Origin of the sequence: Pseudomonas weihenstephanensis (assembly GCF_001043055.1) — a bacterium.
Taxonomy (GTDB): Bacteria; Pseudomonadota; Gammaproteobacteria; order Pseudomonadales; family Pseudomonadaceae; genus Aquipseudomonas; species Aquipseudomonas weihenstephanensis.
In genome coordinates, this window is record NZ_JYLF01000003.1 from 552,998 (window position 1) to 573,497 (window position 20,500).

Here is a 20,500-nt window from a genome sequence, read left to right on the forward strand (position 1 = left end):
GTGATCAGCTCCCTCTCCCTTTGGGAGAGGGTTGGGGCGAGGGCCGCGTCTAGCCCAGATTTTTGCCCAATAACGCGTGATACAGCTCTGTATCTCCCAAAATGCCTACCACCTGCTGATTGTCGTGCAGCACCAGTTTGTTGCCGGTCTGGTAGCGAATCTGCAACGCATCCCGCATCCCGATCCCTGCATCCACCAACGTAGGCCTGCGGCCCAGGCTTTCAACCGCTTGGCCCCGCGTCCAGCTCTGCAAGTCAGTCTGTTGCGTAGCGTGTACGGTGTTGCCTTCAGCCAGATCAATCCAGGAGTCATCCCCAGGATCAATGCACACCGAACCCCTCACCCGTTTGCAGTTGCCTAACGGACGCATCAGGCTGCGCCCGCACAGCACGTTCAGCGGGTTGGTGTGCGCGACGAAGGTGCGCACATAGTCATCGGCCGGGTTGAGCACGATGTCTTCCGGCTTGCTGTATTGAATGATGCGCCCGTCCTTCATGATCGCGATGCGGCTGCCCAGTTTCAGCGCTTCATCCAGGTCATGGCTGACGAACACAATGGTCTTGTTCAGCTTGCGTTGCAGCGCCAGCAGTTCGTCCTGCAAGCCCTGACGGATCAACGGGTCGAGGGCCGAGAACGGTTCATCCATCAGCAAAATATCGGCGTCCATCGCCAATGCCCGCGCCAGCCCTACACGCTGCTGCATGCCACCGCTCAGCTCATCGGGCTTTTTGTTGCGCCATTGGGTCAGCCCCACCAGTTCCAGTTTTTCGTCCACCAGCGTACGCCGCTCCTTTTCGGGGCGGCCCTGCATTTCGAGGCCGAAGCTGATGTTTTCGCGCACGGTCAGCCACGGCATCAAGGCGAATTTTTGAAACACCATAGCGATGCGCCGGGTGCGCATCATTTTCAGCTCGGCCGCCGTGCACGCGGCGATGTCGATCTGCTTGCCTTCATGCTCCACGTACAGATGGCCACGGCTCACCGTGTTCAGGCCGTTGATGCAGCGAAGCAAACTGGACTTGCCCGAGCCGGACAACCCCATCAATACGCAGATTTCGCCTTTGTCGATGTCCAGGCTGGCCTTTTCAACGCCCACAATCTGCCCGGTTTTTTTCAGGATCTGATCGCGGCTCATGCCTTGGTCCAACAGGCCAAGGGCCGCGCGCGGGTCTTTGGCAAAAATCACGTCGACGTTATCGAAACGGACAATGCTCATGCGTCAGCTCCTTTCTTGGCGTCCGGCTGCTTGCAGATCCGGTCGAGCATGATGGCCAACAACACAATCGCCAGCCCGGCTTCAAAGCCCAGGGCGATGTCGGCGGTGTTGAGCGCGTTGACCACCGGTTTGCCCAGGCCATCGGCGCCGACCAGAGCGGCGATCACCACCATCGACAACGACAACATGATGCACTGCGTGATGCCCGCCGCGATGCTGGGCATGGCGTGGGGCAGTTCGATGCGCGTGAGCAACTGACGCCGCGAGCAGCCAAAGGCTTTGCCTGCGTCGAGCAGCTCGTGCGGTACGTCACGGATGCCCAAATATGTCAGGCGAATGGGCGCCGCAATGGCGAACACCACGGTTGAAATCAGCCCCGGTACCACCCCCAGCCCGAACAGGGTCAAGGTGGGGATCAGGTAAACGAAGGTTGGCACGGTCTGCATCAGGTCCAGCACCGGGCGCATGAAGGTGTAGAACATCGGTTTGTGCGCCGCGAGTATCCCTAGCGGCACGCCAATGATCACGCACACAAAGGTGGCAAACAGCACCTGAGCCAGGGTCTCCATGGTTTCTTGCCAATAACCCAGGTTCAAAATAAGCAGAAAAGAAAACGCCACAAACACCGTCAGTCCCCATTTGCGTTGAATGGCGTGGGCGAGCAGGGCGATCAAGCCGATAAACACAAAGGGGTTGAACCAGGTCAGCGCAAACGTCACGCCGTGGATCATCGTTTCCAGCGTCATTGCAATGGCATCGAACGTGCTGGCGCCGTGTTGCGTCAGCCATTCAACGAAGCCTGCAATGTACTGGCCTAAAGGGATTTTTTGATCGATCAGCATGGTAGTGAACATCCGCATGCAGGAGGAGTGAAACGGAGCCGCACGGGGAGGCCGTACGGCGCCCGCAATTACTGCGCGAGGCTGGCTTTCACGGCCTCCAGACCCGGTTTGCCGTCAATCGTCGTCACGCCCGCCAGCCAGGTGTCGAGCACCTGCGGGTGTTGTTTAAGCCAGGCTTTGGCGGCAACGTCGGGTTTGATTTTTTTGTCCAGCACCTCGCCCATCAGGCTGCTTTCCATGTCCAGGCTGAACACCAGGTTTTTCAGGAGCTGGCCCACGTTGCTGCATTGCTCGACGTAGCCTTTGCGGGTGTTGGTGTAGATGGTGGCTTGCCCGTAGTTGGGACCAAAGAAGTCATCGCCGCCGGTGAGGTATTTCATCTTGAAACGCGTGTTCATCGGGTGTGGCTCCCAGCCCAGAAACACCACGTCAGTGCCACGCCGCTGGGCGCGCTCCACCTGCGACAGCATCCCGGCCTCACTGGACTCCACCACTTTGAAGCCCGCGTCTTTCAAGCCGAATGCGTTCTTGTCGATCATGGTCTGGATCATGCGATTGCCATCGTTGCCCGGCTCAATGCCGTAGATTTTGCCGTCCAGTTCCTGTTTGAATTTGGGCAGGTCGGCAAAGTCTTTCAAACCCTTGTTGTAGAGGGCTTCGGGCACGGCGAGGGTGTATTTGGCGTTCTCCAGATTGGCGCGCACGGTGTCGACGGTGCCAGCCTCACGGTAAGGCTTGATGTCGTTTTCCATGGTCGGCATCCAGTTGCCCAGAAACACGTCCATGTTCTTGCCATCGGCCAGCGACTTGTAGGTGACCGGTACGGAAATCATCGTGGTTTTGGTTTTGTAACCCAAGGCGTTCAGCAAGGTGCTGGCCACGGCGGTGGTCACGGTGATGTCGGTCCAGCCGACATCCGAAAAATTAACCGTGGCGCATTGCGCGGGTTCGGCTGCCTGGACGATGACCGGCAGACTCAGCAGGGCAGCCAACAACACTGATCGGGAATGTCTCATGGGGCGACTCCTGGAGTTCGGTGGGCGGTTTTGGCGGGTAAAACCGTACGTATCAGTGGCGGTTGGACGATGCCGGGCCGACGGGCTGACCGAGCATCTTGCAATCGAGTCGACACCGATCATGTAACAGTCAAAATCAAACGCCTACAGGGGGCGTCGCATCCAGTACAGGGAGGGTCGTATCTGATACCGGAGAGGTCGTATCTGGAGATTTTCTGGGCCAATAGCCGGTTTTTGATGCGTCTGAGCCGTCTTTAACCCCAGCACTTTTTAAGCGCACGCCGACCCTGTTTGGCGCATTTGTGCCTTTCGTGACACTTCATCTTGCCTTCGTTCCTACACGCTTCCCACAAGTGCTACCTATTTGCTCAACCGTGCCTGGCGACTCGCCAACGGCCTGTTTAAAGGGTCTTTGAACAGCGTTTTGCCATGACCCGCCCAGACACTTTGCGACGTCGTTTTCAGGTTTTATTGAATGGCCATTCAAGTTTGGGCATGGCATTTGCGTTGTGATCATAAAGCCCCTAGCCAAGCGGGCAATAACAAGAGCCTGCGCCTGGGCCATTCTCAGCATTGTGTGAGGAGATACCGCGATGACGTCGTTCAACTCCGGGGCCCAACCCCAGAACCGTGCGCCTCAATCCATCGGCTTTTTGCTGCTGGACAATTTCACGCTCATTTCCCTGGCTTCCGCGATAGAACCCTTGCGCATGGCCAATCAATTGTCCGGCCGCGAGTTGTACCGCTGGAGCACCCTCAGTGCAGATGGCAGCCAGGTGTGGGCCAGTGACGGCTTGCAAGTGACCCCCGACGCCAGCATGCATAAGGCCCCGGCGCTGGACATGGTGATGGTGTGCGGCGGCATCGGCATTCAACGCACCGTCACCCGCGAACATGTGTCGTGGCTGCAAACGCAGGCGCGCCAATCCCGGCGTTTGGGTGCGGTATGCACCGGCAGTTGGGCGCTGGCATACGCAGGTTTGCTCGACGGCTTTGATTGCAGCGTGCACTGGGAGTGCCTGGCGTCGATGCAGGAAGCCTTTCCGCGGGTGTCGATGAGCACGCGTTTATTTACCCTTGATCGCTGCCGTTTCACCAGCTCGGGCGGCACAGCCCCGCTGGACATGATGCTGCACTTGATCAGCCGCGATCATGGCCGCGAGTTGTCGGCAGCCATTTCAGAAATGTTTGTGTACGAGCGCATTCGTAACGAGCAAGACCATCAGCGCGTGCCGCTTAAGCACATGCTCGGCACCAACCAGCCCAAGTTGCAGGAAATCGTGGCGCTGATGGAGGCCAACCTCGAAGAACCCATCGACCTCGATGAGCTGGCGGTGTACGTCACCGTGTCGCGCCGTCAGCTGGAGCGGCTGTTTCAGAAATACCTGCACTGTTCGCCGTCGCGCTACTACCTCAAGCTGCGACTGGTACGAGCGCGGCAACTGCTCAAGCAAACGCCGATGTCGATTATAGAAGTGGCGGCGGTGTGCGGGTTCGTGTCCACCCCACACTTTTCAAAATGCTACCGCGAGTATTTCGGCATACCGCCACGCGATGAACGCGTGGGTTCCAACACTGCGCAACACACCCGCCTGGTGCCAATCGCGCAATCGGTGCTGTTAAGTCCGCTTGCGGGGCCGATGTCAGCGTTGAACCAGGCACGCAACGAGTCAACGTTTGCCAGCGTGAGGGTGTGACTCGGCACGACTCTGTGGGTGCGAGCCTGTTCGCGTGCAGGCACCTGTTGCATTCGACCTTCGTATAAAGCCACCACAGTCCAGCTCGCGTCTACATTGCGGTGGCTAACAGTGATGTGTCGATGGATGCTAAACATTCGGTCCGCCAAATAAGGATATTAGTGTGTTCTCAGAAAAATCAGGCCACAAGCGCAAATACCAGTTCAAAAAACCGGGCGATACCAAAGAGCATGTCGAGGCGTTGTATGAAGAGCTAGCCAGCGGCGCTGAGAAAGATTCTGCCGTCATGCAAAAAACCCTTAAAGCCTATGTCCTTGAAATCGTCGAGCACCTGCGAGGCGCCAAGAACAAGACACGGGATGAGGTAGAGGAAAAAGAGGGGGAGTTTTGGCGGGCGCTGATTCTATTGGGGGTTGCTGCTTTAGCCCTGATTGTTCTCGGTAATCAAGAGGCCGGCGGCTGGGCTTGGCTGGATAAAAAACGCTTTTCTTTCAAATTGACGGGCACCCTGCTGGCATTCATTTTTCTAATGATTCAGATCGAGCGAATGGCCTTTTTCAAAGTGCTGTGGGGGTATGGCTTCACCAAGCTCATAGTGTCTATCGGTGCCTCAGCGTTGCTGGTTTTTTCTACAGGCAAGGCCGCCGGGGTTATCAATGGCGTTTTCGGGGTTGATTCAACCGCATTACCGCTGAGTTTGACGTTCATGACCGGTTTTGTATTTTTCAAATACCTGTCTCCGTTCGTTTTCTTGATTGGTTTGCTGGCGTTGGTCCACGTCCTCATCATCGCGGTGTGGCTCAAGGCGGTCGCCAAAGGAGATTTCCCGACCGGGCCTTTGGTGAGTTCGGCAGTCTTTTTTATTTTTTCGATTTTGGTCATGGGGTTTTATTGGGGATGGGGAGGCACTCGTCTGAGTGACGAGCGCTTGCCAGAAGTCGCGTACAAATTGGCGCATATTCTGGACTTTAATAACCGGCATCTGTGCGCCAACATTCCTTCTGCCGATGCGGTGGTCTTTATTGGCTCCAGCCAGAATGTTGTGTTGATTGATCCTCACCCGGTGAGCATCGACAGCGTGCAGGCGTTCTTTGAACAAGACCTGTCTATTCCCCCAGCGTTCGAGCGCCAGGCGTGCGCATTGCCCTCGGCACATTCAGCCCTTCTTTAACAAGGCCGCACACGCGGCTTTATAAGCGTCATGTTGATACTTGTTCAGCGACGCCGGTAGCTCGAATGCATATTTCTTGAATTGCGCCGTCAGGGTTTGCGGTGACAGCAACTGCACCTCGCATTCATCGAGCAGTTGCAGGATGCCCTCGATCTTGAACGTGGTAGGGCCACCGGCGAACTCGCCTTTTTTGCTGCGCTTTTTAATGGCGATGCGGGTGATGCCATTGGCCGCGACAAATGCTGCCACCTGAGCGGCGAAGGCTTTGACGTTCGCGGCGTCTTCATCGTCGTCGAGGGCGATTTTTTTGGTGCTGATGGTGACGTGCTCAAGGCCGGCCTGGCCTTGACGGGCCAAGGCGAAGATGGCTTCGCTGCCTTTGATGTCGATACCGCAAATAGTCATAAATCCCCAATCCGTCATTAATGCGCTGATGCTGCGTAAATGAAGTACGCCTGCGAACGTTATTGCTGGCCGATCGACTCCAAAAACTCCGACCGGTCATCGCTCACGGCAGCAATGCAGTCGTTTTGCGCAATGTTGAACGCCTCTGTCCCCGCTGTGGCCGGGAAGACCACCACCGAGCAATCGGCATCCCGCTGGTGCAACCACAGCGACTGGGCGGTTTTGATTTTGCTGGTGATGTTGTTGAGCTGGGTCGCGTTGCTGCCGTACAGCGAGGTCATGCGCGCTTGCAAGGCTTCGTAGTTTTCAGTCAACAACTGCTCGGCAGCGTTGCGGCTGTACACCGAACACGCGAGGGTTTGCTGGTCGTTTTCGACGGCATCACACGGGTTGAAGTCGGCATCATCGGCCGCGTATGCGCCGCTTGTGATCAACGCCAAGGCCAGGAGAATCGATTTCATTGCGGCTTCCTAATCCAGAGTTGGGACGGATTCTGGCTTAAGCGTGCGTCAAAAGCCACGCAACATCGGCCAATTGCCTACCTGCTGAGCGCTTTGACTGTGCTTGACGCTTTCTGCAATCGCGCTGTCGCTTTTGCACCCGGCTGCTTTTAACCCCAAGCCTATGCTGGCCCAAAGCGCCGGCAGACGATTCGGCGCAGCATTCGCCATAAGGGGACGCCTGATGAGCCCAGCCGAGTTGCACGCCGACAGCATCGTTATCGACGGGCTGATCATTGCCAAATGGAACCGCGAACTGTTCGAAGACATGCGCAAGGGCGGCCTCACGGCGGCCAACTGCACGGTGTCGGTGTGGGAGGGGTTCCAGGCCACCATCAATAACATCGTCGCCAGCCAAACCCTGATGCGTGAAAACAGTGACCTGGTGCTCCCGGTCAAGACCACGGCAGACATTCGCCGCGCCAAGAAGCAGGGCAAGACGGGGATCATCCTGGGCTTTCAAAATGCCCATGCATTCGAGGACCAGTTGGGCTACATCGACATCTTCAAGCAGCTTGGCGTGGGGGTGGTGCAGCTGTGCTACAACACGCAAAACCTGGTGGGCACCGGCTGTTACGAGCGTGATGGCGGGTTGTCGGGGTTTGGCCACGAAGTAGTGGCTGAAATGAACCGTGTGGGGATCATGTGCGACCTGTCCCACGTAGGCGCTAAAACTTCCGAAGAAGTCATTTTGACGTCGAAAAAACCGGTCTGTTATTCGCACTGTCTGCCCTCGGGCCTCAAAGAGCACCCGCGCAATAAATCCGACGCCGAGCTTAGATTCATCGCCGAGCATGGCGGCTTTGTGGGCGTGACTATGTTCGCGCCGTTTCTGGCCAAAGGCATTGACGCCACCATTGACGACTACGCCGAGGCCATCGAATACACCATGAACCTGGTGGGCGAAGACGCCATCGGCATTGGCACCGACTTCACCCAGGGCCACGGTCAGGCGTTCTTCGACATGCTGACCCACGACAAAGGCTATGCACGGCGTCTGACCCGCTTCGGCACGATCATCAACCCGCTGGGCATTCGCACCGTGGGTGAGTTCCCCAACCTCACTGAGACGTTGCTCAAACGCGGCCACAGCGAACGCGTGGTGCGCAAAATCATGGGTGAAAACTGGGTCAACGTGCTCAAAGACGTGTGGGGCGAGTAGCGGTACGGCCCGCAGCCTTTCGCAGCGACTACGCAGTGACTCATTTTTTAGAGGTATGCCCAATGGCAACAATCGCCCCGCAATTGCCCATCGAAGTCGACAGTGAAACCGGCGTCTGGACCTCTGACGCGTTACCGATGCTGTATGTGCCGCGGCATTTTTTCGTCAACAACCATATGGGCATTGAAGCCGTAATCGGCGCGCAGGCCTACGCCGACATCCTCTACAAAGCGGGCTACAAATCGGCTTGGCACTGGTGCGAAAAAGAAGCCGAATGCCACGCTCTTGAAGGGGTCGCGGTGTTCGAGCACTACATGAAACGTCTGTCGCAACGTGGCTGGGGCCTGTTTCACATTCAGGACATTGACCTGGACGCCGGTACGGCCACGGTCAAGCTCGAACACTCCTGTTTTGTCTACGTGTACGGCAAGGTCGGGCGCAAGGTCGACTACATGTTCACGGGCTGGTTCGCGGGGGCTATCGATCAGATTTTGAGCGCGCGCGGCAGTCAAATCCGCACCGTGGCGCAGCAAGTGTATAGCGCATCGGAAGAGGGCCACGAGCACGGCCTGTTTAGCGTCAAGCCGTTGTAAAACGAGGAGCGGGATATGGCGTTCGAAGCGATGTTTGAGCCGATCCAAATCGGCAAGTTGACCATCCGCAACCGTGTGCTCAGTACGGCCCACGCCGAGGTGTATGCCACCGACGGTGGCATGACCACCGAGCGCTACGTGCGGTATTACGAAGAAAAGGCCAAAGGCGGCATTGGCCTGGCGATCTGTGGCGGCTCATCCGTGGTGGCCATCGACAGCCCGCAAGAGTGGTGGAGTTCGGTCAACCTCAGCACCGACCGCATCATCCCGCATTTTCAGAACCTGGCCGATGCGATGCACAAGCACGGCGCCAAAATCATGATCCAAATTACCCACATGGGGCGTCGCTCACGTTGGGACGGGTTCAACTGGCCCACCTTGATGTCGCCCTCGGGCGTACGCGAGCCGGTGCACCGCGCCACTTGCAAAACCATCGAGCCTGAAGAGATCTGGCGCATCATCGGCAACTACGCCAGCGCCGCAGGCCGGGCCAAGGCGGGGGGGCTGGACGGGGTGGAACTGTCGGCGGTGCATCAGCACATGATCGACCAGTTCTGGAGCCCACGGGTTAACAAGCGCACGGATGAGTGGGGCGGCAGTTTTGAAAACCGCATGCGTTTTGGCCTCGAAGTGCTTAAAGCGGTGCGCGCGCAGGTCGGCCCGGACTTCTGCGTGGGCATTCGCCTGTGTGGTGACGAATTTCACCCCGATGGCTTGAGCCACGAAGACATGAAGCAGATCGCCAAGTACTACGACGACACCGGCATGCTCGACTTCATTGGCGTGGTCGGCTCGGGGTGCGACACCCATAACACACTGGCCAACGTGATCCCGAACATGAGCTACCCGCCGGAGCCGTTTCTGCACTTGGCGGCCGGTATTAAAGAGGTGGTCAAGGCGCCGGTGTTGCACGCGCAAAACATCAAAGACCCGACGCAAGCCACGCGCATTCTTGAGGGCGGGTACGTGGACATGGTGGGCATGACCCGCGCGCACATTGCCGACCCGCATTTGATCGCGAAAATCAAAATGGGCCAGGTCGATCAGATCAAACAATGCGTGGGCGCCAATTACTGCATCGACCGTCAATATCAGGGGCTGGACGTGTTGTGCATCCAAAACGCTGCCACCTCGCGCGAATACATGGGTGTGCCGCACCTGATTCAGAAGTCCATTGGGCCAACGCGCAAAGTGGTGGTCGTGGGCGCAGGCCCTGCAGGCATGGAAGCGGCGCGAGTCGCGGCCGAGCGCGGGCATGACGTCACCCTGTTCGAGAAGCGTGAGGCTATTGGCGGGCAAATCAGCCTGGCAGCCAAAGCCCCGCAGCGTGACCAGATGGCCGGTATCACCCGCTGGTTTCAGTTGGAGCTGGCGCGCCTGAAGGTTGATTTACGTGTGGGCGTGGCGGCCGATACGGCCACGATTCTCGACTTGCGGCCTGACATCGTGGTGCTGGCGGTGGGTGGGCATGCCTATCTCGAACAAAACGAACACTGGGGCGCAGCGCAGGGGTTGGTGGTCAGCAGTTGGGACGTGCTCGACGGCAAGGTTGCGCCCGGTAAAAACGTGCTGGTGTACGACACCATTTGCGAGTTTACCGGCATGTCGGTGGCGGACTTCATGGCCGACAAAGGCGCACAGGTCGAAATTGTCACCGACGACACCAAGCCGGGCGTGGCAATTGGCGGCACGTCTTTCCCCACGTACTACCGCAGCCTGTACCCCAAAGACGTGATCATGACCGGCGACATGATGCTGGAGAAGGTCTACCGCGAGGGCGACAAGCTGATTGCGGTGCTGGAGAACGAATACACCGGGGCCAAGGAAGAACGCGTGGTGGACCAGGTGGTGGTGGAAAACGGCGTGCGCCCGGACGAAGCCTTGTATTACGCGCTCAAGCCTGACTCGCGTAACAAAGGGCAGATCGACGTTGAAGCGTTGTTCGCGATCCAGCCGCAGCCATGCCTGAGTGGGGCGGGGGATGGGTATTTATTGTTCCGCATCGGTGACTGTGTGGCGCAACGCAACGTGCACGCGGCGATCTATGACGCGCTGCGGCTGTGCAAGGACTTTTGAGGTGAACCCCGGTCCTCACCCTAGCCCTCTCCCGAAGGGAGAGGGGATTGATGTGCCGTCATTCGGCTTCTTCGTCTGACCAGTGGGTGAGGGGGGGCCGAGTGCGTGCTCAAGGCCACCGCACTTAGCCCCCTCTCCCTCCGGGAGAGGGCTGGGGTGAGGGGTATGTGTTCACAATCATTGTTGTCGGGAGCTTCCCATGCTGAACGTTCTGCTTCCCGTCCTGATCTTCGCCGCGCTGGGGCTGGCCTTCATCGGCGCCTTTCGCCGCCTGCGCCTGTGGCGCCAGGGCCGCCCTGCCAAGGTTGACCTGCTCGGCGGCCTGCTGGCCATGCCCCGCCGCTACACGGTCGACCTGCACCACGTCGTCGCGCGCGATAAATACATGGCCAACACCCATGTCGCCACCGCTGGCGGCTTTGTCCTGGCCGCCCTGCTGGCGATTTTGGTCCACGGGCTGGGGGTGCATCAGCGCATCCTTGGCTATGCCTTGCTGTGCGCCACGCTGCTGATGTTTATCGGGGCCGTGTGCGTGTTCATGCGGCGTGTGAACCCGCCCAGCCGTCTGTCAAAAGGCCCGTGGATGCGCCTGCCCAAAAGTCTGATGGTGTTCGCCGCCAGTTTTTTCATGCTGACCCTGCCCGTGGCAGGCCTGCTACCGCAAGGTACTGGCGGCTGGCTGCTGGCCACGCTGTTAAGCGCCGGCGTGGCCTGGGGTGTGGCTGAGTTGTTTTTCGGCATGACGTGGGGCGGTCCCATGAAACACGCGTTTGCAGGGGCGCTGCATCTGGCTTGGCACCGCCGCCCCGAACGCTTTGGCGGCGGGCGTTCCACCGGTCTGAAAGCGCTGGACCTGAGTGATCGCAGCGCGCCACTGGGGGTGGAAAAACCCAAAGACTTCACCTGGAACCAACTGCTGGGGTTTGACGCTTGCGTGCAATGCGGCAAGTGCGAAGCCGCGTGCCCGGCCTTTGCGGCGGGCCAGCCGTTAAACCCGAAGAAACTGATTCAGGACATGGTGGTCGGGCTTGCAGGCGGTACTGATGCGCACTTCGCGGGCAGCCCTTACCCCGGCAAACCGCTTGGCGAACATGGCGGCAACGCGCATCAACCCATCGTCAATGGCCTGGTTGACGCTGATACGTTATGGGCCTGTACCACCTGCCGTGCCTGTGTCGAAGAATGCCCGATGATGATTGAACACGTTGACGCCATCGTCGACATGCGCCGCTTCCTCACGTTGGAAAAAGGCGCGACGCCCAACACCGGCGCGCAGGTGCTGGACAACCTGATCGCCACCGACAACCCCGGCGGTTTCGCCCCCGGTGGACGCATGCACTGGGCGGCCGACCTGAACCTGGACCTGATGCGCGACAAGCTGTCGGTGGACGTATTGTTTTGGGTCGGCGATGGCGCGTTCGATATGCGCAACCAACGCACCCTGCGCGCCTTCGTCAAAGTGCTGCAAGCGGCCGGGGTCGATTTTGCCGTGCTGGGGCTGGAGGAGCGCGACACGGGCGATGTGGCCCGACGCCTGGGTGATGAGGCAACGTTCCAGGCCCTGGCCAGGCGCAACATTCAGACGCTGGCGCAGTACACCTTTACACGCATCGTCACCTGCGACCCGCACAGCTTGCATGTGTTGAAAAACGAATACACAGCCTTTGGCGGTGACTACCGGGTGCAGCATCACAGCACCTGTATGGCCGAGTTGATTGAGGCCGGATTACTCACCCTCGCGCCCGATAGCGGGGGCCGCGTCACCTACCACGACCCGTGTTATCTGGGCCGTTACAACGGCGAATATGACGCGCCGCGGTCGGTGCTGCGCGCCTTGGGGCTTGAGGTCATCGAGATGCAGCGCTCGGGGTTGCGCTCCCGTTGTTGCGGCGGCGGTGGCGGTGCGCCGATTACCGACATCCCCGGCAAGCAACGTATCCCTGACATGCGCATGGCTGACATCCGCGAAACCGGCGCTGAGCGGGTGGCTGTCGGATGTCCGCAATGCACCGCCATGCTTGAAGGTGTGGTTGAACCCCGGCCGTTGGTCAAAGACCTCGCGGAGCTGGTGGCGGATGCCTTGATTGACGCACCCAACCGTCTCAAACCGTTGAAAAGAGCAGCGCCTGAGGTGATCGCATGAGTGACTTGATCCGCCGCGATCCGCGTGCCGAGTGGATTGCCCGCAACCGCCTGCACCCACTGCATGCCGCCGTGCAGCCCGTTTTGCAGCGTTGGCTGGGGCCGGGCGGTGTTCTGCGTAAAAACGTGCACGGTGTCGGTTTCATTGGCCCCAATGGCCTTAAACGCATTGATCGCAGCGGTGCGCAGCAAGGGGGCGCCCGTGGGCGCACAGCCCGGGCTGAGGTGCAATTGCCGCTGCATCAGGTGGCGTCGCCTGCGTTCTACATCGCTGTGGTGCCGGACATGGTGGGCGGTCGTTTGAGCCGCCATGACCGCGATGTGCTCGGGTTGGCGCACCAGTTGGCGGGCAGCGAGGGCGCGGTGTTGGCGGTGGTGTTGGGTGAACACAAAGACACGACGCTGAGTACGGCGGGGGTTGACCGCGTGTTGGTGCTCGACCACCACGGTTATGCACCGGAGCGCCAGATGCTGGCCCTACGGGCTGTGGATAACCAATTTGCTCCGCGCCATTGGTTGTTCCCCGACAGCCGGGACGCGGGTGCCGAGCGCGGTCGACGTTTTGCCGCCTGTGTCGGCGAGCGGCCTGCTACACGGGTATGGCAAATCCGCGAGGGTCGCTGCGTCGGGCGTGCGGGTGCGGGCTTGCACGACGTGGAGCAAGCGCTTCCCCGGCTGATTCTGGCCGCGGCTGAATGCGCCGAGCCTGTGAGCGAAACCCGGCATGAGGTGCAAGCGGTTGAGTTATCCACAGCCGTTACCACGTGCCTGCCGCGGATTGAAGACATGGGCGCTGTCGAGGTCGACCCGTCCGCGATTGTGATGGCCGAGGCGCCTTTTATCCTCAGCGGCGGCAACGGGGTGAAAGACTGGGGGCTTTTCCACAGAGCGGCGCTCGCGTTGGGCGCAACAGAAGGCGCCTCGCGTGTGGCGGTGGACGACGGCTTTATGGGCCGTGAGCGGCAGGTGGGCGCCAGTGGTACGTGGGTCACGGCGCGAGTTTACGTGGCGGTCGGTATCAGTGGCGCAATCCAGCACCTGCAAGGGATTGCTGCGTGCGACAAGGTGGTGGCGATCAATTTAGACCCAGCCTGCGACATGGTGAAGCGCGCGGACTTGTCGGTGGTGGGCGACAGTACGGCGGTTCTTGAAGCCTTGATTGCGGCTGTGGATAAGTGGCGCCGGGGTGTTAAACGTGATGCAGCTTAATGACGCCCTCACCCCAACGCCATCCCGGTGGGAGAGGGTTGGGGTGAGGGGCTTTTGATTGGGAGAAGAGTGGATGAGCATTCCCACCGTGGTATTGGTTTCAATCGGTGTCCACCCTGCCTCGGGTCGCCCCCGGCGGGCTGAACAAGATGCCCGTGCGGTCGAAATGGGCCTGCAACTGGCTGGGGATAACCTGCATGTGCTGCATGCAGGCAACCCTCAGGAACCGGCTTTGCGCGCCTATCTGGGCATGGGCCTGGACGAGCTTCACGTCCTTGAACAGCCCGCTGGCGCCGATGCGTTGCCGGTTTTGCGCGAATACCTGCGCGAAGCCGGCGTGCAACTGGTGCTGACCGGTAGCCAGGCCGAAACCGGTGAAGGCTCGGGCATGCTCCCGTATCTGTTGGCCGAGCAACTGGGCTGGCCGCTCCTGGTGGGCGTGGCGCAAATTGAATCTGTGCACAACGGCATGGCCCATGTGCTGCAAGCGTTGCCCCGTGGCCAGCGTCGTCGGCTTTGTGTGCGCCTGCCGTTCATGGCCACTGTGGATAACGCGGCCCCCAAAGCACGGCAAAGCGCGTATGGCCCTGCGATTCGCGGATCGGTCGACGCTCAGGCGGTTGAGGTAACGGACGGGGACTTATCCACATCGCCCGTTTTGCAACCGGCAAAACCTAGGCCCAAGCGCCTCAAGGTGATCAAAGCTAAAAGCGGCGCCGAGCGCATGAAAGCCGCTACCGCCAAGGCGACAAGCGGGCAAGGGCAGGTGCTGCAAGGGATCTGCGCCGAAGACAGTGCACAGGCTATTTTGAACCTGCTGATTGAAGAGGGTGTGCTGCGCTGAGAGTTGCCCACAAAGTCTGTTAGCGCTTATGTGGATAACATGTTCGTTGTCGGCTAAGCGCTATATAAAACGGGCCTTTCAAGCTTTTGGCTAAAAAACGATCAAATGCTGTGGTTATCCACTGATGCGTCACTAAAGCCTTGAAATCCAGTGCTTTGCGCCGCTTTTCCACAGCACGAAGGTCCGGTGAATAAGTTGCACACATTCTCTGTTGGCGGATATGTGGATAACATGTTCGCGGTTGGCTACAGGCCATGTAGAACGTGGCTTTGGCTTCGTTGTATGAAAAACAACCAATTGACGTTTCAGGGATGATTTATCCACTTCCCCACAATTGCTGTGGGTGTGCCTGTGGATAACGTGTTCGTGAGTGGCTGCGGGCCACTCACTGCGTGCTCTGTACGGTTTTGGTTAAAAAATGATCAGGGGCGCTCAGGGTGAGGTCCGCACTACTGCGCGACCACCCCTTTGAGGTAGGGCGCAGGCGCTGCCCCCAAATTATTGAGCAACCTTTCGCTGTACCAATCCACAAAATTGACCACGCCGAATTCATAGGTGGTGGAGTACGGACCCGGCTGGTAGGCGCTGGAGTTGATGCCGCGCTGGTTTTCTTCGGCCAGTCGACGGTCTTGATCGTTGGTGGCGTCCCATACCTTGCGCATGCGCTCCACGTCGTAATCCACGCCTTCTACCGCGTCTTTGTGCACCAGCCATTTGGTGCTCACCAGCGTTTCTTGTGCGCTGATCGGCCACACCGTGAAGACGATGATGTGGTCGCCCATGCAGTGGTTCCACGAGTGCGGCAGGTGCAGGATGCGCATCGAACCCAGGTCCGGGTTTTTGATCCGCCCCATGAGTTTTGCACAGCCCTGTTTGCCATCCAGGGTCATCGACACGGTGCCCTTGAGCAACGGCATGCGCACGATGCGGTTGCGCAGGCCGAAACTGGCGTGCGCGTAAGGGATTTTTTCGGCGTCCCACGCCGCCGCGCTGGCGGCAACGTGGTCCTTGAACGCCTGATCGGCACGCGGGTCGGTGACGTCATCCCACTCCAGCAACGTTTTCAACAGCTCGGGGTGCGAGGCGTTGCAGTGGTAGCACTCGCGGTTGTTTTCCAGCACCAGTTTCCAATTGGCTTTCTCCACCAGGGTGGTCTGGATTGCCACCTTGGTGTTTTCCATGTCGTAGGGTTCCATGTAGTGGTTCAGTGTGGCGAGGAACTCGTCGATGGCCGGTGGGTGCTCGGCCAGGCTGATAAACACGTAGCCGCCAGCGGTTTTAACGTTCACCGGTTTGAGGCCGTACTGCGCCATGTCAAAGCCTGCGCCCATTTCAGTGCCCGCGAACAACAGTCGCCCGTCCAGTTCATAGGTCCACTGGTGGTAATGGCACACCAGTTTGGCGACTTTGCCTTTGACCGTGGTGCAAAGCCGCGAGCCGCGATGGCGACAGACGTTATGAAACGCATGCACCTGCCCCTCTGCCCCGCGAATGACGATGATCGGGTTGTTGCCCACTTGCAGGGTCATGAAGTTGCCCTTGGTCGGTATCTCACAGGTCATGCCTGCAATCAGCCACTCCTTCTGGAAGATTTCCTGCATGTCGATGGCGAACAGCCGTTCGTCGTTGTAGAACGGCTGTGGCAACGAAAAGGTGCGCTCGCGGTTCTGCAACATCTGGGCGGTGGCCTTGCGTGCAGGTTCCAGTGGATCGCCCAGGCTCAAGGTTGCGGTGACGTCCATCGTGTAGTCCTCATGGCCATGGGGTGCGGCCTTCAAGTGGCTGATCAAGGGTGCGACGCAAGGTAAAGCCATTGACGCTGAGTGTGCGTTCCAAGTGCTGCGAGGCCATATCTGCGGGCGACATGGCCCCATCTGTTCCCGACGCTTGAGCGCCTGTTTTCAGGGGCTGGTCGCGATAAGCATGTGAATGTCGTGAATAGATAAATGCCCGCCCCGGCCCGTGCGCAGAATCGCCCATAAGAGGCTGGCAGTCGGCCGTGGAGAAGCGCATGTCCAATAGCTTTCTGAACCCGGTTACCACCCAGACGTGGGCCAACGGCCGCCACACCGTTCGCTGCGTGAAAGTGATTCAGGAAACCTGGGATGTGCGCACCTTCTGCTTTATGGCCGAGCAGCCGATCCTGTTCTTTTTCAAACCGGGGCAGTTTGTGACCCTGGAACTTGAGATCGACGGCGAACAAGTGATGCGCTCGTACACCATCTCCAGCGCGCCATCGGTGCCGTACAGTTTTTCGGTGACCATCAAGCGCGTGCCGGGCGGGCGCGTGTCGAACTGGTTGCATGACACCTTGGCCGAAGGTCAGGAGGTGGCGGTGCACGGCCCGGTCGGGCTGTTCAATGCCATCGACGCCCCCAGCCCCAAAGTGTTGTACCTCAGCGGTGGTGTGGGCATTACCCCCGTGATGTCGATGGCGCGCTGGTTTTACGACACCAACGCCAATGTCGACATGGTGTTTATCCACAGTGCCCGCTCGCCCAAAGACATCATTTACCACCGTGAACTGGAGCACATGGCTTCACGCATCGATAACTTCAGCCTGCACTTGATCTGCGAAAAGCACGGGCTGGGCGAGCCGTGGGCGGGCTATCGCGGCTATTTGAATCACAAAATGCTGGAGCTGATGGCGCCCGACTTTCTTGAGCGCGAGGTGTTTTGTTGCGGGCCGACGCCGTACATGAGCGCGGTCAAGCGCCTGCTCCAAGCCAATGGTTTCGACATGAGCCGTTACCACGAAGAATCGTTTGGCGCGACACCCCCTGAAGTGCGGGCCGATGCCGTGGAGCAAGCCGAACAAGCCGCCGATGCGCCGCAGCTGGATGTGGCGGACTTGAACCAGGTGGAGTTCACGGCGTCAGGCAAAAGCATTCGCGTGGGCCCCGCAGAAACCGTGCATGCAGCGGCGGCCAAACTGGGGCTGATGATTCCCAAAGCCTGCGGCATGGGCATCTGCGGGACCTGCAAAGTGTTGAAGCTGGGGGGGGAGGTGGACATGGAGCACAACGGCGGGATAACCGATGAGGACGTGGCAGAGGGCTACATTTTGTCGTGTTGCAGCGTGCCCAAGGGCGACGTGCGGATTGAGTTTTAGGGCGCCTGTTTGCCCTCACCCTCTCCCGGAGGGTGAGGGTGAGGGGCTTTGGCCTTACAGGCTGAACCGCGAAACCATGCTGTTCAGGTCAACGGCCAAACGCGACAGCTCATTGCTGGCGGAGCTGGTCTGGCTGGCACCGGTCGCCGATTGCACAGACAAGTCGCGGATGTTGACCAGGTTGCGGTCCACTTCGCGTGCCACTTGCGCCTGCTCTTCGGCCGCGCTGGCGATCACCAGGTTGCGCTCGTTGATTTCCACAATCGCGGTGTTGATGGTCTCCAGCGCCAACCCGGCGCCTTTGGCGATGTTCAATGTCGATTCAGCGCGCTCAGTGCTGTTGCGCATCGAGTCCACGGCATGTTCGGTGCCGCCCTGAATGCTACCGATCATGCGTTCAATCTCGCTGGTCGACTGCTGAGTACGATGGGCCAGGGCGCGTACTTCGTCTGCAACCACGGCAAAACCACGGCCCGCTTCACCAGCGCGTGCGGCTTCGATGGCTGCGTTCAGGGCCAGCAGGTTGGTTTGGTCGGCCAGGCCGCGAATCACATCCAGCACTTTGCCGATGTCCCGCGACTCGGCCGCCAGGTTACCAATCAAGGTGGCAGTGCTTTGCACATCGCCGCTCATGCGTTCGATGGCGCTGACGGTTTCCAGTACCAGGTCGCGACCATCACCGGCAGACGCCGTTGCACTTTTCGAGGCTTCGGAGGTGCTGACGGCATTACGCGCGACTTCTTCCACGGCGCTGGTCATTTCGTTGACGGCGGTGGCGGCCTGTTCGATTTCGTTGTTTTGCTGGGTCAGCCCTTTGGCGCTTTCTTCGGTCACGCAGTTCAGCTCTTCCGCCGCCGAGGCCAGTTGAGTGGCCGAGCCCGAAATACGCTGCAAAGTGTCGCGCAGCTTACTTTGCATCTTGGCCATCGCTTGCAGCAAGCGCCCGGCTTCATCGCTGCCGTCCACTTTAATCGGCCGCGTGAGGTTGCCTTCAGCAATGGCTTCGGCAGCTTCCAGCGCCTGGGCGATAGGTTGCGTGATGCTGCGGGTCAGCAGCAACGCGCACAGAACGGTCAGAGCGGTGGCCAGGAGCAGCAGGAATACCACCAGTTTGATGGCCGCTGCGTACATGTCGCTGGCGTGTTGATTGGCATCGCTGATCTGCTGACCATTGATGCGCATCAGGTCGTTGAGTTCTTTGTTGATAGCTTCGGAGTTGTTCAACAGGTCGGTGTTGAGCAAATCACGCAATTTGTCGACTTCGCCGTTGCGCGACAAGCTGCGCATGCGGTCTTCCAGTTGGCGGTACTGGCTCATCAGCGTCTGGTAGTGGTCGTATACCGCCTGTTCATCAGGACCGCTGATGTACTTTTCGTACTCATTCTGGGCATCGCGGATTTGCTGATTGCGCTGGTCCAGCAACTCCATGGTTTTTTGCTGAACTTCCGGCTCACGGTTAATCAGCAAGCGGTACGACAACACCCGCAGGCGCAGGGCCAGTTGAGTGAACTCGTCCAGGTTTTGAATGCTCGGCACGCTGCTGGTGCTGATCTCTTCGGCGGCAGAACGGATTTGGCTCATTTGAAGGAGTGCGCCTGCACCCAGAATCAGCATCAGTGTGCCGATCAACGCAAACCCTAAAAAGGCGCGCGGGGCGATATTCATATTGCGTAAAGACATGATGTTTCCTGGGGGAAGAGGCGCAATCCGTGCGGCGTCAATGCGGGGTGTATATGACCTATCGGTCATAAGACTAAAGTCTTGAATGCCATGTGCGATTTTGTCGCACACAGACCTTGGGCGACCGGGGGCGGGAACCTAGTTCACAAAGCACAGTCTTTAAGGGGCAAAGGAAGGTCGCCCCGCGCTAAATCGGGCCTTTGGGCCTGAATAACCCTAGCTTAGAAGGTGACTTTTCTTTATCGTACGCGCCCTCTGAAACTGCTTGAGATCTTCCCCATGATTGAGTCATCCCTTAGCAAACTGGAACAACTGGTCAGCGACCTGGTTCAGCAAAAGCAAGAGCTGCTGGACACCAACACGCAGCTGAGCGCCGAACTGGCCCAGGCCAAAGACGAAAACGAAAGCCTGCAATTGAGCCTGATGGAACAGGAAGAGAAGCAAGGCGCCACCGCAGCCCGCATTCAGGCATTGGTTGAGCGCGTAAGCGTGAGCCCTGTCAACGCATGAGCGTGGACAGAGACGGTGTAAATGTCGTCTCGATTCTGGGTAACGACTACACGATCAAGGCACCGGAGGGGGAGCAAAAGACCCTGATGGCCGCCACAGTCATGTTGAAAGCCGCCCTGGCCGAAACGAAAAGAAAGTACCCGAGCCTGATCGGGGACAAGCTGTTGGTGCTGGCAGCATTGAATCTGTGTTCGCAACAGATTGAACTGCAACTGAGCCACAAGCAGGAACTCGACCGTTATCAAGAGCAAGTCAGCGCCACGGTCGATGTGATAGAGCGAACGCTCGGGCAGTCCTGAGAATTCGCCACGCTCTGCGTAGCCGC

At 59.0% G+C, this 20,500-nt stretch carries 18 protein-coding genes and 1 pseudogene; 11 read left to right on the forward strand and 8 right to left on the reverse strand.

Annotation, left to right across the window (positions count from 1 at the left end):
• Positions 1-49 precede the first annotated feature (49 nt).
• The 3 genes from choV to TU86_RS10175 form a co-directional block, all read right to left on the reverse strand.
• Positions 50-1,216 carry a choline ABC transporter ATP-binding protein gene (gene choV, locus TU86_RS10165; RefSeq protein ID WP_048364156.1) on the reverse strand — a complete coding sequence of 389 codons (1,167 nt, stop codon included), beginning with the start codon at positions 1,214-1,216 and terminating at the stop codon, positions 50-52.
• Positions 1,213-2,058 (reverse strand): choline ABC transporter permease subunit, encoded by an 846-nt coding sequence (gene choW / locus TU86_RS10170; protein ID WP_048364157.1) that lies wholly within the window; start codon positions 2,056-2,058, stop codon positions 1,213-1,215. Before choW ends, choV begins: the two co-directional genes overlap by 4 nt.
• Positions 2,059-2,126: 68 nt before the next feature.
• Positions 2,127-3,074, reverse strand: coding sequence for a choline ABC transporter substrate-binding protein (locus tag TU86_RS10175; RefSeq protein ID WP_048364158.1), 948 nt, complete (start codon positions 3,072-3,074; stop codon positions 2,127-2,129).
• A gap of 593 nt (positions 3,075-3,667) precedes the next feature.
• On the opposite strand from TU86_RS10175, the gene gbdR reads away from it, so the two are divergent.
• Both gbdR and TU86_RS10185 read left to right on the forward strand, forming a co-directional pair.
• Entirely contained in the window at positions 3,668-4,771 is a 1,104-nt protein-coding gene (gene gbdR, locus TU86_RS10180) for a choline metabolism transcriptional regulator GbdR (protein ID WP_048364159.1), read from the forward strand.
• A gap of 163 nt (positions 4,772-4,934) precedes the next feature.
• Positions 4,935-5,942, forward strand: a complete 1,008-nt coding sequence (locus TU86_RS10185; protein ID WP_048364160.1) for a hypothetical protein — start codon at positions 4,935-4,937, stop codon at positions 5,940-5,942.
• On the opposite strand, the gene TU86_RS10190 is transcribed toward TU86_RS10185, so the two are convergent.
• Both TU86_RS10190 and TU86_RS10195 read right to left on the reverse strand, forming a co-directional pair.
• Entirely contained in the window at positions 5,928-6,347 is a 420-nt protein-coding gene (locus TU86_RS10190; RefSeq protein ID WP_048364161.1) for a DUF3010 family protein, read from the reverse strand. The two genes, TU86_RS10185 and TU86_RS10190, sit on opposite strands and share 15 nt — an antisense overlap.
• A gap of 59 nt (positions 6,348-6,406) precedes the next feature.
• Positions 6,407-6,808 carry a lysozyme inhibitor LprI family protein gene (locus TU86_RS10195; RefSeq protein ID WP_048364162.1) on the reverse strand — a complete coding sequence of 134 codons (402 nt, stop codon included), beginning with the start codon at positions 6,806-6,808 and terminating at the stop codon, positions 6,407-6,409.
• Positions 6,809-7,031: 223 nt separating this feature from the next.
• Between TU86_RS10195 and TU86_RS10200 the strand changes: the two genes are divergently transcribed.
• From TU86_RS10200 to etfB, 6 genes are all read left to right on the forward strand, one after another.
• On the forward strand, positions 7,032-8,009 hold the full coding sequence (locus tag TU86_RS10200; RefSeq protein ID WP_048364163.1) for a dipeptidase: 978 nt from the start codon (positions 7,032-7,034) through the stop codon (positions 8,007-8,009).
• A gap of 62 nt (positions 8,010-8,071) precedes the next feature.
• Positions 8,072-8,602 carry a DUF5943 domain-containing protein gene (locus tag TU86_RS10205; RefSeq protein ID WP_048364164.1) on the forward strand — a complete coding sequence of 177 codons (531 nt, stop codon included), beginning with the start codon at positions 8,072-8,074 and terminating at the stop codon, positions 8,600-8,602.
• Positions 8,603-8,617: 15 nt separating this feature from the next.
• Positions 8,618-10,678 carry a dimethylglycine demethylation protein DgcA gene (gene dgcA, locus TU86_RS10210; RefSeq protein ID WP_048364165.1) on the forward strand — a complete coding sequence of 687 codons (2,061 nt, stop codon included), beginning with the start codon at positions 8,618-8,620 and terminating at the stop codon, positions 10,676-10,678.
• A gap of 199 nt (positions 10,679-10,877) precedes the next feature.
• Positions 10,878-12,821: a dimethylglycine demethylation protein DgcB gene (dgcB, locus tag TU86_RS10215; protein ID WP_048364166.1), complete on the forward strand. Its 1,944-nt coding sequence runs from the start codon at positions 10,878-10,880 to the stop codon at positions 12,819-12,821.
• Positions 12,818-14,029, forward strand: a complete 1,212-nt coding sequence (etfA, locus tag TU86_RS10220) for an electron transfer flavoprotein subunit alpha (RefSeq protein WP_048364167.1) — start codon at positions 12,818-12,820, stop codon at positions 14,027-14,029. The genes dgcB and etfA overlap by 4 nt, the downstream gene beginning before the upstream one ends.
• A gap of 73 nt (positions 14,030-14,102) precedes the next feature.
• A complete protein-coding gene (etfB, locus tag TU86_RS10225) occupies positions 14,103-14,873 on the forward strand; it encodes an electron transfer flavoprotein subunit beta (protein ID WP_048364168.1) in 771 nt (256 codons plus the stop codon).
• A gap of 449 nt (positions 14,874-15,322) precedes the next feature.
• Here etfB and gbcA read toward each other — a convergent pair whose 3' ends face one another.
• Positions 15,323-16,615 carry a glycine-betaine demethylase subunit GbcA gene (gbcA, locus tag TU86_RS10230; RefSeq protein WP_048364169.1) on the reverse strand — a complete coding sequence of 431 codons (1,293 nt, stop codon included), beginning with the start codon at positions 16,613-16,615 and terminating at the stop codon, positions 15,323-15,325.
• A gap of 269 nt (positions 16,616-16,884) precedes the next feature.
• On the opposite strand from gbcA, the gene gbcB reads away from it, so the two are divergent.
• On the forward strand, positions 16,885-17,985 hold the full coding sequence (gene gbcB, locus TU86_RS10235) for a glycine-betaine demethylase subunit GbcB (protein ID WP_048364170.1): 1,101 nt from the start codon (positions 16,885-16,887) through the stop codon (positions 17,983-17,985).
• 54 nt (positions 17,986-18,039) lie between these two features.
• Here the strand turns inward: gbcB and TU86_RS23655 are convergent, their stop codons facing one another.
• Together TU86_RS23655 and TU86_RS23660 are read right to left on the reverse strand one after the other, a co-directional pair.
• On the reverse strand, positions 18,040-18,912 hold the full coding sequence (locus TU86_RS23655; RefSeq protein WP_420876365.1) for a methyl-accepting chemotaxis protein: 873 nt from the start codon (positions 18,910-18,912) through the stop codon (positions 18,040-18,042).
• Positions 18,895-19,734 (reverse strand): annotated as a pseudogene (locus TU86_RS23660) (MCP four helix bundle domain-containing protein); the annotation flags it as partial. The pseudogene TU86_RS23660 and the gene TU86_RS23655, both read right to left, overlap by 18 nt.
• A gap of 210 nt (positions 19,735-19,944) precedes the next feature.
• Between TU86_RS23660 and TU86_RS10245 the strand changes: the two are divergent.
• Both TU86_RS10245 and TU86_RS10250 read left to right on the forward strand, forming a co-directional pair.
• A complete protein-coding gene (locus tag TU86_RS10245; RefSeq protein ID WP_048364172.1) occupies positions 19,945-20,175 on the forward strand; it encodes a hypothetical protein in 231 nt (76 codons plus the stop codon).
• Positions 20,172-20,474, forward strand: a complete 303-nt coding sequence (locus tag TU86_RS10250) for a cell division protein ZapA (protein WP_048364173.1) — start codon at positions 20,172-20,174, stop codon at positions 20,472-20,474. The genes TU86_RS10245 and TU86_RS10250 overlap by 4 nt, the downstream gene beginning before the upstream one ends.
• The last annotated feature ends 26 nt before the right edge of the window (positions 20,475-20,500 follow it).

Coding starts and splice junctions, on each gene's coding strand:
- dgcB (WP_048364166.1), top strand. CDS start 10,878: ATGCTGAACGTTCTGCTTCCCGTCCTGATCTTCGCCGCGCTGGGGCTG.
- TU86_RS10190 (WP_048364161.1), bottom strand. CDS start 6,347: ATGACTATTTGCGGTATCGACATCAAAGGCAGCGAAGCCATCTTCGCC.
- dgcA (WP_048364165.1), top strand. CDS start 8,618: ATGGCGTTCGAAGCGATGTTTGAGCCGATCCAAATCGGCAAGTTGACC.
- gbcA (WP_048364169.1), bottom strand. CDS start 16,615: ATGGACGTCACCGCAACCTTGAGCCTGGGCGATCCACTGGAACCTGCA.
- etfB (WP_048364168.1), top strand. CDS start 14,103: ATGAGCATTCCCACCGTGGTATTGGTTTCAATCGGTGTCCACCCTGCC.
- TU86_RS10175 (WP_048364158.1), bottom strand. CDS start 3,074: ATGAGACATTCCCGATCAGTGTTGTTGGCTGCCCTGCTGAGTCTGCCG.
- TU86_RS10195 (WP_048364162.1), bottom strand. CDS start 6,808: ATGAAATCGATTCTCCTGGCCTTGGCGTTGATCACAAGCGGCGCATAC.
- etfA (WP_048364167.1), top strand. CDS start 12,818: ATGAGTGACTTGATCCGCCGCGATCCGCGTGCCGAGTGGATTGCCCGC.
- TU86_RS10200 (WP_048364163.1), top strand. CDS start 7,032: ATGAGCCCAGCCGAGTTGCACGCCGACAGCATCGTTATCGACGGGCTG.
- gbcB (WP_048364170.1), top strand. CDS start 16,885: ATGTCCAATAGCTTTCTGAACCCGGTTACCACCCAGACGTGGGCCAAC.
- TU86_RS23655 (WP_420876365.1), bottom strand. CDS start 18,912: ATGGCCAAGATGCAAAGTAAGCTGCGCGACACTTTGCAGCGTATTTCG.
- TU86_RS10245 (WP_048364172.1), top strand. CDS start 19,945: ATGATTGAGTCATCCCTTAGCAAACTGGAACAACTGGTCAGCGACCTG.
- choV (WP_048364156.1), bottom strand. CDS start 1,216: ATGAGCATTGTCCGTTTCGATAACGTCGACGTGATTTTTGCCAAAGAC.
- choW (WP_048364157.1), bottom strand. CDS start 2,058: ATGCTGATCGATCAAAAAATCCCTTTAGGCCAGTACATTGCAGGCTTC.
- TU86_RS10205 (WP_048364164.1), top strand. CDS start 8,072: ATGGCAACAATCGCCCCGCAATTGCCCATCGAAGTCGACAGTGAAACC.
- gbdR (WP_048364159.1), top strand. CDS start 3,668: ATGACGTCGTTCAACTCCGGGGCCCAACCCCAGAACCGTGCGCCTCAA.
- TU86_RS10250 (WP_048364173.1), top strand. CDS start 20,172: ATGAGCGTGGACAGAGACGGTGTAAATGTCGTCTCGATTCTGGGTAAC.